9 protein-coding genes are annotated in these 12,873 nt (G+C 72.3%); 1 reads left to right on the forward strand and 8 read right to left on the reverse strand.

Features of this window, described 5'->3' with window-relative positions; genetic code table 11:
- Nucleotides 1–13 precede the first annotated feature (13 nt).
- A complete protein-coding gene (locus L0P92_RS01595; protein ID WP_234760551.1) occupies nt 14–421 on the forward strand; it encodes a DUF1257 domain-containing protein in 408 nt (135 codons plus the stop codon).
- Between the two features lie 56 nt (nt 422–477).
- On the opposite strand, the gene L0P92_RS01600 is transcribed toward L0P92_RS01595, so the two are convergent.
- The 8 genes from L0P92_RS01600 to L0P92_RS01635 all read right to left on the reverse strand — a co-directional run bounded on the left by L0P92_RS01600 (nt 478) and on the right by L0P92_RS01635 (nt 12,831).
- A complete protein-coding gene (locus L0P92_RS01600) occupies nt 478–2,157 on the reverse strand; it encodes a serine/threonine-protein kinase (protein WP_234760552.1) in 1,680 nt (559 codons plus the stop codon).
- Between the two features lie 10 nt (nt 2,158–2,167).
- The gene (locus L0P92_RS01605; RefSeq protein ID WP_308289593.1) at nt 2,168–4,528 is read right to left on the reverse strand and encodes a bifunctional serine/threonine-protein kinase/ABC transporter substrate-binding protein; all 2,361 of its coding nucleotides are present in this window, start codon (nt 4,526–4,528) and stop codon (nt 2,168–2,170) included.
- 175 nt (nt 4,529–4,703) lie between these two features.
- Nucleotides 4,704–6,158: a Re/Si-specific NAD(P)(+) transhydrogenase subunit beta gene (pntB, locus tag L0P92_RS01610; protein WP_234760553.1), complete on the reverse strand. Its 1,455-nt coding sequence runs from the start codon at nt 6,156–6,158 to the stop codon at nt 4,704–4,706.
- 6 nt (nt 6,159–6,164) lie between these two features.
- Nucleotides 6,165–7,748, reverse strand: a complete 1,584-nt coding sequence (locus L0P92_RS01615; protein WP_234760554.1) for a Re/Si-specific NAD(P)(+) transhydrogenase subunit alpha — start codon at nt 7,746–7,748, stop codon at nt 6,165–6,167.
- A gap of 143 nt (nt 7,749–7,891) precedes the next feature.
- Nucleotides 7,892–8,500 carry a sarcosine oxidase subunit gamma gene (locus tag L0P92_RS01620; protein ID WP_234760555.1) on the reverse strand — a complete coding sequence of 203 codons (609 nt, stop codon included), beginning with the start codon at nt 8,498–8,500 and terminating at the stop codon, nt 7,892–7,894.
- Complete coding sequence (locus L0P92_RS01625) at nt 8,493–11,294, reverse strand: sarcosine oxidase subunit alpha family protein (protein ID WP_234760556.1); 2,802 nt, start codon at nt 11,292–11,294, stop codon at nt 8,493–8,495. The genes L0P92_RS01620 and L0P92_RS01625 overlap by 8 nt, the downstream gene beginning before the upstream one ends.
- Nucleotides 11,291–11,587, reverse strand: coding sequence for a sarcosine oxidase subunit delta (locus tag L0P92_RS01630; RefSeq protein WP_234760557.1), 297 nt, complete (start codon nt 11,585–11,587; stop codon nt 11,291–11,293). Before L0P92_RS01630 ends, L0P92_RS01625 begins: the two co-directional genes overlap by 4 nt.
- A gap of 23 nt (nt 11,588–11,610) precedes the next feature.
- A complete protein-coding gene (locus L0P92_RS01635) occupies nt 11,611–12,831 on the reverse strand; it encodes a sarcosine oxidase subunit beta family protein (RefSeq protein WP_234760558.1) in 1,221 nt (406 codons plus the stop codon).
- Nucleotides 12,832–12,873 lie beyond the last annotated feature (42 nt).

Here is a 12,873-nt window from a genome sequence, read left to right on the forward strand (position 1 = left end):
TCCGAGGAGTCCCGTGTCCCACTTCACCCGCGTCCGTACCGCACTGCGCGACCCCGAGCTTCTCGTCCAGGCCCTTGCCGCCCTCGGCTTCACCACCGTCGAGACCCACGACACCCCGCAGACCCTCTACGGCTACCAGGGCGACGCCCGTCCGGAGCGCGCCGAAGTCGTCATCCGCCGCGCGCACATCGGCGGCGCCAGCAACGACATCGGCTTCCGCCGACGCGACGACGGCACCTTCGAGGCGATCATCAGCGAGTACGACAGGTCCCGCTACGACCAGCCATGGCTGACCCGCCTCGCCCGCGCCTACGGCCACACCGCCGCCCTGCGCTACGCCGAGGACAACGGCTACGAGGTGGAATCCGACGTACTCGAGGAGAACGGCCGACGCCGCCTCGTCCTGCGCCGCTACACCTGAAACAGACGGTGATCCAACCGAGCAGGCCCGTCCCGGCCTGCCGTGCAGCGTGTGCGTCAGTCCTCCGCGGGCATCACACGGGTCACCTTCCCGTCGGTGTCCGCCTCCAGATAGCCCGCCCGCCCGTGGGAGTCGGTCAGGTAGAAGGCCATTCCGGCCGGGGTGTCGAAGATGTCGTCGGGCTGTCGCACCATCATGTAGCGCAGTTCCGGGTCTTTGACGTTGAGCTTCTTCTCCGCCTCCTCGAAGAGCGCGGGAACCCGGTCCCAGTTGAAGTGGTCAAGGCTGACGGGCTGGTCTCCCCCCATCAGGGTGCCGTTGATGATGCCCTTCTTCACGCCTTCGCCGGGGCGGTAGGTGTAGGAGTCGTACGCCGAGTCGCTGCCGTCGACCATCAGCCGGGCCGACACGTAGTCCGGGTAGACGGTGAAGTCGCCGAACATGTCCCGGCCGGTGTCCTCCGTGAGTGCCTTGACGGCTGTGCGGATGCCGTCCGGGGTGAGCAGGGAACCGCTCGCCGGCTCCTTCGACTTCTGGGCGGCCGGGGCGGCGCCGGTCGGTGAGAGCGTCGGCTTCGGACCCAACGTGGTGTCGGGAGCCGACGTGGTGGAGGACGAGGGGCCGCCCGCGTCCTTGTCGCCGGTGCCGCCTCCGAAGGGCACCAGCCACCACAGCAGGACAAGGGCGCCCGCGAGCGAGGTGCCCGAGAGGCTCAGTGCGGCGGCCCGGCCGGGTATGCGTCGGCGTTCCGCCCGAGCGGGTGCGGTCACCGGCTGGGCGGGGTGCTGCCCGGGCCTTGAAGGGACCGGTGCCGACCCTGACGCGGTGAGGGCGGACGGTGGGTGCAGCGGATAGGAGGTGGGCTCCTCCCGCACCGCCGGTCCGGCCGTCCCTGACTCGACTTCCGCCAGCCTCGTGTCCAGCACGGCGGCGGACGGCCGCGCCGACGCGTCCCTCACGAGCACGCTCATCAGGACATCGCCCAGGGGGCCGGCCTGCACCGGTGGCGGCACGTCGTCGTGGAGGACCGCGGCGAGGGTGGCCAGGGTGGTGCCGCGGCGCAGCGGGTGGTGGCCCTCCACGGCGGCGTACAGCATCATCGCCAGCGACCACAGGTCGGAGGCGGATCCGCCCTCGTGCCCCGAGACGCGTTCCGGCGCCATGAAGTCGGCCGTGCCGATGATGGAGCCGGTGGCGGTGAGGCTGGTCGCCTCGCGGATCGCGGCGATGCCGAAGTCGGTGAGGACGGGACGTCCGTCGGGCCGCAGCAGCACGTTGGCGGGTTTCACGTCCCGGTGCTGGATGCCGGCGTCGTGCGCGGCGGTCAGGGCGGCCAGCACGCCCCGCCCCAGCCCGGCCGCCTCGTGCGGCGGCATCGGGCCCCGGGCCAGCCGGTCGGCGAGGGAGCCGCCGGTGACCAGTTCCATCACGATCCAGGGGTAGGTGCCCTCGCCGCCGTCCACGATGTGGTGGACGGTCACGACGTTCGGGTGGTCGATCCGGGCCAGGGCCCTGGCCTCGCGCAGCACCCTCTCGCGCAGCATCCGCGCGCCGTCCGGATCGTATTCGGCGAGGTCCCGGTCGGGCGGGCGGACCTCCTTGACCGCCACCAGCCTGTGCAGCGCCAGGTCCCTGGCCCGCCAGACCGTGCCCATCCCCCCGCCGCCGAGGCGGGCCTCCAACTCGAAGCGCCCGTCGACGACTCGTCGTCCGGCGCCTCTGTCTGCCTCACTCATGGGCGGGAGCCTAATCGCCGCCGCCGTCGCCCTTCGCCTGTGGTGAGCCGTCGGCCGACGTGACCGTGACGGCGGTGGTACGGCCGTCGGGAGTGATCCGGAGGACCGGGATCGCCTTGTCCGCGGGGGCGCCGTCGTTTCCGAGGGCGATCCAGCCGCTCGCGCCCGGCAGTGGCCCCAGGTTCCGCAGGCGGGACAGGGTGCGGTAGACGTCGGTGACGGTGGGGTTCGGGACGGCGGGGGTGGCGCGTACCGCCTGCGCGGCGGTGAGCAGCGCGTCGTGCATCATGATCGCCCGGCCGTCCTCCAGGTCGCCGTGCGGGAAGGTGTCGTCGAACGTGCCGTCCCGGAAGGGCGCGACGAGGTCGGGGTCGAAGGCCTCCGGTGTCACCTGCCACGCTCCGGGGTGGGCGAGGCCGGTGTAGAGCAGGTCGATCCCGCCCTTGCCGAGGGCGCGGGCCAGTTCGCGGGCGTCGAAGCCGTTCGTGTGCCGGACCATCATGGTGTCGTCGCCGGACATCACCGTGATCCGGTGGCCGCGGCAGTCGCGTGCGGCGAGGGCGGTCAGGAGGTGCGGCAGCGTGGTGCCCCGGCCCGCGAAGTAGACGACGTCCGGCTTCACCCGGCACACGTCCGCGAGTTCGGCGCGGAAGTCGATCGGGCCGGGCCGTGAGGAGTCGAACAGGGTGGGTTCGCCGTGGACGAGGCGACGAGCGGGCATGCGGTCGCGGAACTGCTGGGCGAGGGTGCTGGTGTACTGGTCCCCGGGGGCGATGTCCTGCACGAAGAGGATCCGGGCGCGGGCCTGCGCGCCGGTCGACAGATGGCGTACGGCGGCCGCCGCCTGGTCGGCGTTGGCGGGTGCGACCCGGGCCAGGCCGGGAACGGCGGCCCAGGAGTCGGCGGTCAGGACGGAACCGAACGCGGGCAGGCCGCCGGCCGTCAGCTCCTCGACCATGTCCTGGCTGGCGGCGGTGGAGCCGCCGAGGCCGAGCGCCGCCACCACCCGCTGGGCGCGCCGGGCGCCGAGCACCTGTCCGACGGTGTGGTTGCGCTGGTCGGCGGTGCCCCCGGTCTGGCCGAACAGCAGCCGGACCGCGGCGCCGCCGTCCGGGCCGGCCGCCTTCCGGTTGATCCTGAGCTGGGCGAAGTGGGCGCCTTCCAGATCGCGCCGCACCGCCTCCATCCCGGCCCTGCCGTCGAACTCCTCGGTGATGGGCGTTAGATACACCATCGCCACCTGGGGGCGCCCGCCCGGTGTGGCCGCGGCCGCCTGGACCCGGCGGTTCTCGGCGGCGATCCGCTCCAGCACCGGTGCGACGAGCCGGCTCGAGGAACGGCGCAGCAGCGCGGGCGACGCGGCGGGGGCGAGTAGTCCGACACATCTGCGCATGCGGCCGTCGCCGATGGCGGTCAGTCCGTCGGCGCAGGGCAGGACCGTCGAGGACACCGACGGTGGCAGTTCGGCCGGCAGCAGCAGGGAGGCGAGTACGGCGAGCGCGGCGAGGGCGGTCCGGCCGGTCCGCCGGGGTCGTACCGGTGTGGTCGCCGCGTCGGCCTCGACGATGCCCTGACCCGCGCGGGACGCCAGGCGCAGCACCTCCTCCAGGTCGGGTCGCCGGGCCGGGTCCTTGGCCAGACAGCGGGACACCAGTGCGCGCAGCACGTCCGGGAGGCCGGTGAGGTCCGGCTCCGTGTGCACGACCGCGAAGGCGACCGCGATCGGCTCCAGGCCCGCCGCCCCGGGGTCCTCGAAGGGGCTGCGGCCCAGCGCGGCGTAGGCCAGGACGCCGCCGAGCGCGAACACGTCGGTCGCCGGGGAGACGGCCCGGGTCGCGGTCAGCTGTTCGGGCGCCATGAAGGCCGGGGTGCCCACCATGGCGCCGCTGCGGGTCAGGGCCCGGCTCTGGGTGACGGAACGCGCGATGCCGAAGTCGATGACGCGTACGCCGTCGTCGGCGAGGAGGACGTTGGCGGGTTTCAGGTCCCGGTGCACGAGGCCCTGCCGGTGGATGTCCCGCAGCGCCTCCGCCAACTGCCCTGCCAGCCTTACGACTTCGGCCGGTGGCAGCGGGCCGCCGGAGCGCACTCGGGCGTCCAGTGCGTCGCCGACGACGTACTGCGTGGCCAGCCAGGGCGGGTCGCCATCCGGGTCGGCGTCCACGACGGGCGCGGTGAACGCCCCGCTCACCTTGCGGGCCGCGGCCACTTCACGCCGGAACCGGGCCCGGAAGTGCGGCTCGTCGGCGTACTCGGGCCTGATCACCTTCAGCGCCACCCGCCGCCCGCCCGCGCTGCGCGCCAGATACACGACCCCCATACCGCCGGCGCCGAGGCGCCGTTCCACGGTGAACTCCCCGATCCGCCGCACCACGCCAACGTACCGACGCCGACGCGGCCGCGGATCGCGCTCTCTCGATGTACGTCCGTGCTCGTCATGCTTTCAGGTGAAGTGGCAGGGATTCACGGGCGTGCCGTCCCGCGGGGCGTGCCGTCCGCCGGGTCTTCCCGGCGGACGGCGGGAACAGCGGGCCGTCGGCCGACGGTCAGCGGTTCGTGCCGACCATGGCCGGGACCGGCGCCGCGGTGGCGTCGAGGCTGCGCAGGATGTCCTCGACGCGTTGCTTGGCGTCACCGAAGAGCATCTGGCTGTTCTCGCGGAAGAACAGCGGGTTCTGCACGCCCGCGTACCCGGTCGCCATGGAGCGTTTGAAGACGACGACCTGGGCGGCCTGCCACACGTGCAGGACCGGCATTCCGGCGATGGGACTGGCCGGGTCCTCGGCGGCGGACGGGTTGACGGTGTCGTTGGCGCCGATGACCAGGACGACGGAGGTGGCGGCGAAGTCGTCGTTGATCTCGTCCATCTCCAGCACGATGTCGTACGGCACGTTGGCCTCGGCGAGCAGCACGTTCATGTGCCCGGGCAGCCGGCCGGCGACGGGGTGGATGCCGAAGCGCACGTCGACCCCGCGCTCGCGCAGCTTGCGCGCCAACTCCGCGACCGGGTACTGGGCCTGGGCGACGGCCATCCCGTATCCCGGGGTGATGATCACCGAGGAGGCGTCCTGGAGGAGTTCGGCGGTCTCCTCCGCGCTGATCTCCCGGTGCTCCCCCTGGTCGGCGCCGTCGCTCGCCACCGCGGTCTCGCCGCCGAAGCCGCCCGCGATCACCGAGAGGAAGGAGCGGTTCATCGCCTTGCACATGATGTACGACAGGTAGGCGCCGGAGGAGCCGACGAGTGCGCCGGTGACGATGAGCAGGTTGTTGGCGAGGAGGAAGCCGGAGGCGGCGGCGGCCCAGCCGGAGTAGCTGTTGAGCATCGAGACGACCACCGGCATGTCGCCGCCTCCGATGGAGGCGACCAGGTGGGCGCCGAGGGCGAGTGCCACCACGGTGACCGCGATGAGCAGGCCCATGTGGGGGCGCGCGACGAACGCCGCGGTGAGGACGGCGAACGCGGCGAGCGCCCCCAGGTTGAGGACGTGTCGGCCGGGGAGCATGAGCGGCCGGGACTTGATGCGGGCCGACAGCTTCAGATAGGCGACGACGGAACCGGTGAAGGTGACGGCGCCGATGAACACGCCGATGAACACCTCGGCGTGGTGGATGCGCAGCAGCGAGCCGGTGATCTCCTGCCCGGTGTGGCCTCCGGCGTCGACGTCGAGGTAGCCGTTCCAGCCGACGAACGCGGCGGCGAGGCCGACGAGGCTGTGCATGATGGCGATCAGTTCCGGCATGCCGGTCATCTCGACGACCCGGGCACGCCACAGTCCGATGCCCGCGCCGACGGCCGTGGCGACGGCGATCAGCACGAGCCCGGTGACGGTGATGGACCGCGAGGCGAGGCCGACGGTGGCGGCCAGGGCGATGACCATGCCGGCGATGCCCCACACGACCCCCGATCGGGAGGTCCGGTGCTGGGAGAGTCCGGCGAGGCTGAGGATGAACAGCAGTGCGGCGACGACGTATGCGGCCTCTGCGGCCGTGGCGGTGGTCATCCGTGATCAGCCCTTCGAGAACATGCCGAGCATGCGGCGGGTGACGGCGAATCCGCCGAAGACGTTGATGCTCGCCAGCAGGATCGCGGCGAACGACAGCACGGTCACCACGGTGTTGCCGTGCCCGATCTGGAGCAGCGCGCCGACCACGACGATCCCGGAGATCGCGTTGGTGACCGACATCAGCGGGGTGTGCAGCGCGTGGTGCACATGGCCGATGACGTAGAAGCCGATGACGATCGCCAGGACGAAGACCGTGAAGTGGGCGATCAGTTGGGGTGGCGAGAAGGCGGTCACCAGGAAGAGCGCGAGGGCTCCGGCGCCGACGAGGGCGTATCCGGACCGCCTTGAGCGGGCGGGCTTCGTCTCGGTGTCCGGGGCCGCGGCCTGCTCCGGGCCGCCCTGTGCGGGGGTCTGAGCGGGCGCGGCGGAGACCTGTACGGGTGGCGGCGGCCAGGTCTTCTCGCCGTCGCGGACCACGGTCATCGAACGCTGCACCACGTCCTCGAAGTCGAGGACCAGTCGGCCGTCCTTGCCGGGGGTGAGCAGCTTCATCAGGTTGACGAGGTTGGTGCCGTACAGCTGGGACGCCTGGGCGGGGAGCCGGCCGGGCAGGTCGGTGTAGCCGATGATCGTCACGTCGTTGTCGGTGACTACGGCCTTTCCGGCGACCGTTCCCTCGACGTTGCCACCTTGGGCGGCGGCCATGTCGACGATCACGCTGCCGGGTTTCATGCGCGCGACGTCCTCGGCGGTGATGAGCCGGGGTGCCGGTCTGCCCGGGATGAGCGCGGTGGTGACGATGATGTCGACGTCGACGGCCTGCTCGGCGTACAGCCGGGCGGCGAGCCGGTTGTAGTCGTCCGAGGTGGCCTTGGCGTATCCGTCGCTGCTGACCTCGAGTTCGGCGTGTTCGGGCCGTACTTCGAGGAACTCCCCGCCCAGCGACCGCACCTGCTCGGCGACCTCGGGCCGGGGGTCGGTGGCGCGGACCACGGCGCCGAGGCTGTGGGCCGCGCCGATCGCCGCGAGTCCGGCCACCCCGGCGCCGGCCACGAGCACCTTGGCGGGCGGCACCTTGCCGGCGGCGGTGACCTGGCCGGTGAAGAACCGGCCGAAGGCGTGGGCGGCCTCGACGACGGCCCGGTATCCGGCGATGTTCGCCATGGAGCTGAGGACGTCCAGGGACTGGGCGCGCGAGATGCGCGGTACGGCGTCCATGGCGAGGACGGTGATCGTCCGCAGGGCCAGCTCCTCGACCAGTTCGGGGTTGTGAGCGGGGCCGATGAGCGCGATCAGTGTCGTGCCGTCGCGCAGCCGTCCGATCTCCTCGCTCGACGGGCCGTTGACCTTGAGCACGATGTCGGCCGGCCAGGGGTCGCCGAGCCGGGCGCCCGCCTGTTCGTAGGCCGCGTCGGAGAAGCGGGACAGCTCCCCCGCCCCCGGTTCCACGACCACGTGGTAGCCCAGCGCGACCAGCCGGGCCACGGTGGCCGGGGTCGCCGCCACCCTGGTCTCGCCCGCGGTGGACTCGGCGGGTATGCCGATCCGCTGGGCCTGCTGTTCCGGTTCCTGTTCCGATGGGGCCATCGTCTTCCTCTCCGATCGGGTTCGCCTCCGCCGAAGGTCTGCCCCCTCGCGCCGGTCGGGAAGCCGGGATGGCGGGCCCCTGCGCTACCGGAGGACCACCGTGCGGCCGCGTCCACCGCCGCCGGTGTTCGCCGGCGTGCACATCAGGGCACCTCCGGGCCGTGGTACTCGCTCATCGCGTCGATGAGCCAGCGCGCCAGGTGGTCGGCGAACGAGGAGCGCGGGAACAGTCGGTACGTCGGTGTGTCGTCGGCCTGCCAGAGGAGTACGGCGACGGGGCCCACCGTGGTCGACACCGCCCGTCCGGAGCCGAACGCCCGGGGATGCAGGTCCAGTGGGCAGCCCTTCTCCAGGACCTGCCGGGCGGCCGGGCCGCTCAGCTCCAGCGTGGTGCGGTTCGCGGAGACGTCCACGACCGAGCCCGGGTCGCCGCCGAGGGCGTCCCGCAGCTCGGCGGTCACCTCGGACGCCTCGGCCCGGGACAGCACCAGCCACTCGTCCGGGCCCAGCCAGACGGCGGTGTGGGGGCCGGCCGCGCCGGTGTCTCCGCACTGGCGCGGGAGCGGTGCGCCCAGGGCCTTCCCGATGCGGTCGGCCGTCTCCGACGCGGGGTCGACGCGCACGTTCACCATGGTGAGGAACGGCCGCTCGGTGAGCGTGACGCCGCGGGCGCCGGTGACCGCGGCGGCTCGCATCCGTTCTTCCAGGTGCGCCAACGGGCTCACTCGTCCGTCGATCGTCGGCTCAGCCATCGCGCTTGGTCCCTTCCGGGTCGTAGAGGACGAAGTCGGCCACCTCGACGGGCACCAGGGCCTCGCCCACCGGGGCGAGCAGGGTCTCGCCGATCCTCGCCCGCCCGTCGGCCACGAGGGCGAGGGCGAAGGGGCGGCCGAGGGCCGGGCTGTGGTAGCTGGAGGTGACGTGACCGAGCATCGGCACCGGCACGGTCTCCAAGTCGGCTTCCGGGGCGATGAGTTGGGTGCCCTCGGGCAGCCGGGTCGTGCGGTCGCTCGGGAGCAGGCCGACGAGTTGCTTGCGGTCGGTGCGGGCGGTGTCGGGGCGGGAGTAGGACCGCTTGCCGATGAAGTCCTTCTGCTTGGAGACCACCCAGCTCATGCCCGCGTCCTGCGGGGTGACGGTGCCGTCGGTGTCCTGGCCGACGATGATGTAGCCCTTCTCGGCCCGCAGGACGTGCATGGTCTCGGTGCCGTACGGGGTGATGTCGTACGGCCGTCCGATCGCGTACACCTCCTCCCAGACCGTGCGGCCGTACCAGGCGCAGACGTTGATCTCGTAGGCGAGTTCGCCGGAGAAGGAGATCCGGCAGATCCGGGCCGGGATGCCGGAGGCCAGGGTCGTCTCGCGGAAGGCCATGAAGGGGAACGCCTCGGCGGACAGGTCGATGTCGGGGGCGAGATGGGCGACGACCTCGCGCGACCTGGGGCCGACGACGGCGATGGTCGCCCACTGTTCGGTCACCGAGGTGCAGTGCACGTCGAGTTCGGGCCACTCGGTCTGCAGCCACTCCTCCAGCCAGTCCAGGACGCCCGCGGCGCCGCCGGTCGTGGTGGTCATGAAGTAGCGGTCGTCGTCGAGGCGCAGGGTCACGCCGTCGTCGAAGATCATGCCGTCGGGCTTGCACATGACGCCGTAGCGGGCCGTGCCGGGCTTCAGCTTCTTGAAGGCGTTGGTGTAGATCCGGTTGAGGAACTCGCCGGCGTCCGTGCCCCAGATCTCGATCTTGCCGAGGGTGGAGGCGTCCATGAAGGCCACGCTCTCGCGGGCGGCGCGGCACTCGCGGGCCACGGCGGTGTCCATGTCCTCGCCGGGCCGTGGGTAGTACCGGGGGCGCTTCCACTGGCCGACGTCCTCGAACTCGGCGCCCTGCTCGACATGCCAGCCGTGGATGGAGGTGGTCCGCTCCGGGTCGAACAGCTCGCCGCGCTCCCGTCCGGCGAGGGCGGCGAAGGCCACGGGGGTGTACGGCGCGCGGTAGGCCGTGGTGCCGATCTCTCCCGGGGCGCCGCCGAGGAGCTCGGCTATCACGCCGATCGCGTTGACGCCGGACGTCTTGCCCTGGTCGTTCGCCGTGCCGAGCGAGGTGTAGCGCTTGACGTGTTCGACGCCGCGCATGCCGGCGCCGGTCGAGCGCAGCACGTCGGCGACGCTCACATCGCGCTGGAGGTCGACGAAGTGGGTCTCCCAGGAGTCGCCGGGCACCAGCCACAGCGCCCGCACCGGCCCGTACGCGCGCCGCTCGCCGTCGGCCGACGGCACGGGCACCGGGAACCCGGCCTGCGTCGCGGCCAGCGCCCCGGCCCGCGCCCCTTCGGCCGCACAGGCGTCGAGGTCGTACGTCCCGCGCGCCGCGCCCACGACCTGCTGGTCCCGTACGGTGCCGTCGGGTACGAACGCGACCAGTTCCTCGTCCCAGCGCAGCCGTCCCTGCCGCTGGCTGTGCAGATGGACGACGGGGCTGAAGCCGCCGGAGACGGCGAGCAGATCGCAGGCGAACGACTCCGTGAGGCCGTCCGTGTCGAGCGACCGGACCGAGACGCCGGCGAGCCGCCTCTCGCCCGTGGTGTCGGTCACCGCGCTCCCGGTCAGCACCAGCACCCCGGTCGCGCGGATGACCGCGGCGGCCCGCGGGGACAGTTCGGGGCGGGCGTCCACGACGGCGGCGATGTCGATCCCGGCGGCGTGCAGGGCGGCGACCGTGTCGTACGCGCTGTCGTTGGTCGTGCTCACCACGGCCCGCGAGCCGGGGGCCACCGCGTACCGTTCGAGGTAGGTGCGCACGGCCCCGGCGAGCATCACGCCGGGGCGGTCGTTCCCGGCGAAGACCAGCGGGCGTTCGTGGGCACCGGTCGCCAGGATCACCTGGCGGGCGCGGATGTGCCACAGCCGCTGCCGTGAGACGCCGGCCGGGGCGTCGGCTCCGAGGTGGTCGGTGCGCCGCTGCAGTGCCAGCACGTAGTTGTCGTCGTACGACCCGAAGGCCGTGGTCCGGTGCAGTACGACGGTCTCGGGCGCGGCGTCGAGCACCGCGCGCAGTTCGTCGGCGCGCTTCCAGGCACCGGGCTCGGGCTGTTCGTCGACGAGGATCACGCGGGCGCCGGAGGCTGCGGCAGCGGCGGCGGCCGAGAGGCCGGCGGGTCCGGCGCCGACGACGAGGACGTCGGTGTGGACGTACTTCTTGTCGTAGACGGCGGGGTCGGGGGTCGGGTCGAGCCGGCCCATCCCGGAGAGGGTGGTGGCGGACAGGCCGTCGTAGAGCTCCACGGTGGTGGCCGGGAGCATGCCCTCCGAGTACGAACCGTCGAGCTGGACCAGGGCGTTGGGCTCCTCCACACCCGCGGCCACGATGCCGCGCGGGCGGCCCCGGTAGAGCGACGGGGCGACCTCGACGAGGCCGTTCGCCAGCATCGCGGAGGCTACGGTGTCACCGGGGTGCCCGGTCAGTTCCCGTCCGTCGACGGTGAACCGCAGCACGGCGGTGCGGTCGATGCGGCCGCCGCGTGGGAGCCGGAAGCGCTGCTCGGTCATCGGTTCCCTCCGGCCTGCGGCAGTTCGGGGCGTGGCTCGTCGAGCCGGTAGGAGGCGAGCACCTCGTGAGTGGCGGTGTCGCGCAGGACGTTGAACCAGCGGCGGCAGCCGGTGCCGTGCATCCACCGCTCGGCGAAGGGGCCCTTGGGGTTGTCGCGGTAGAAGACGTACTCGGCCCACTGCTCGTCGGTGAGGCCCGCGGGCGTCTCGGGGTAGGGCACATGGGCCTGTCCGCCGTAGTGGTACTCGGTCTCGTCGCGAGGGCCGCACCATGGGCAGGTGATCAGCAGCACGGTGTCCTTCTCTCGGGCGGGCTTCAGTGGGCCACGGCGGCGGCGCCGTGTTCGTCGATCAACGCGCCCGTCCGGAAACGGTCGAGGGCGAAGGGGGCGTTCAGCGGGTGCGGTTCGCCCGTGGCGATGGTGTGCGCGAAGGTCCAGCCGGCGGCCGGGGTGGCCTTGAAACCGCCGGTTCCCCAGCCGCAGTTGACGTAGAGGTTCTCGACGGGCGTGGTGGAGACGATCGGGGAGGCGTCCGGGGTGACGTCGACGATTCCGCCCCAGGTCCGCAGCACATGCGCCCGCGCGAAGACCGGGAACAGTTCGACTGCAGCGGCCATCTGGTGCTCGATGACGTGGAAGGAGCCGCGCTGGCCGTATCCGTTGTAGGAGTCGACGCCCGCGCCCATCACCAGCTCGCCCTTGTGTGCCTGGGAGACGTAGACGTGCACGTGGTTCGACATGACGACGGTCGGGTGGACCGGCTCGTGCAGTTCGGAGACCAGGGCCTGCAGCGGGTGCGACTGCACCGGCAGCCGTACGCCCGCCCGCTCGGCCAGCACACTGCTGTGCCCGGCGGCCGCGAGGCCGACCCGGCCGGCGTGGATGCGGCCCCGGTTGGTGTCGACGCCCACGACGCGGTCGCCGTCCTTGAGGAAGCCGGTGACCTCGCAGCCCTGGATCAGGTCCACGCCGAGTTCGTCGGCGCGGCGGGCCAGCGCCCAGGCGACGTGGTCGTGCTTGGCGATGCCGGCCCGGGGCTGGAAGGTGCCGCCGAGGACCGGATAGCGGGTGCGGGGTGAGACGTTGAGGATGGGGCAGACCTCGGCGGCCTCGTCCGGTTCGAGCCATTCGGCGTCGACGCCGTTGAGTTTGTTGGCGTTGACGCGGCGCACGCCCTCGCGGACGTCCTGGAGGGTGTGGGCGAGGTTGAGGACGCCGCGCTGGCTGAACAGGAAGTCGTACTCCAGCTCCTCCGGCAGGCCCTCCCACAGCTTGAGCGCGTGTTCGTAGATCGCGGCGCTCTCGTCCCAGAGGTAGTTGGAGCGGATGATCGTGGTGTTGCGAGCCATGTTGCCGCCGGCCAGCCAGCCCTTCTCCAGTACGGCCACGTTGGTGATGCCGTGGTTCTTGGCGAGGTAGTAGGCGGTGGCGAGGCCGTGTCCGCCCGCGCCGACGATGACGACGTCGTAGGAGGAGCGCGGTTCGGGGTTGCGCCAGAGGAAGTCCGGGTGCTCCGGCAGCGGTTCGGCGGTCATGCCGCGTCTCCGTTCAGGTGGGACAGGGGGGACGGGGAGGGC

Source organism: Streptomyces muensis, from assembly GCF_021474425.1.
In the GTDB taxonomy this organism is placed as follows: Bacteria; Actinomycetota; Actinomycetes; order Streptomycetales; family Streptomycetaceae; genus Streptomyces; species Streptomyces muensis.

Excerpts from the sequence above, each read along its gene's own strand:
- L0P92_RS01625 (WP_234760556.1), bottom strand. The coding sequence starts at position 11,294 with ATGACCGAGCAGCGCTTCCGGCTCCCACGCGGCGGCCGCATCGACCGC.
- L0P92_RS01620 (WP_234760555.1), bottom strand. The coding sequence starts at position 8,500 with ATGGCTGAGCCGACGATCGACGGACGAGTGAGCCCGTTGGCGCACCTG.
- L0P92_RS01635 (WP_234760558.1), bottom strand. The coding sequence starts at position 12,831 with ATGACCGCCGAACCGCTGCCGGAGCACCCGGACTTCCTCTGGCGCAAC.
- L0P92_RS01615 (WP_234760554.1), bottom strand. The coding sequence starts at position 7,748 with ATGGCCCCATCGGAACAGGAACCGGAACAGCAGGCCCAGCGGATCGGC.
- pntB (WP_234760553.1), bottom strand. The coding sequence starts at position 6,158 with ATGACCACCGCCACGGCCGCAGAGGCCGCATACGTCGTCGCCGCACTG.
- L0P92_RS01600 (WP_234760552.1), bottom strand. The coding sequence starts at position 2,157 with ATGAGTGAGGCAGACAGAGGCGCCGGACGACGAGTCGTCGACGGGCGC.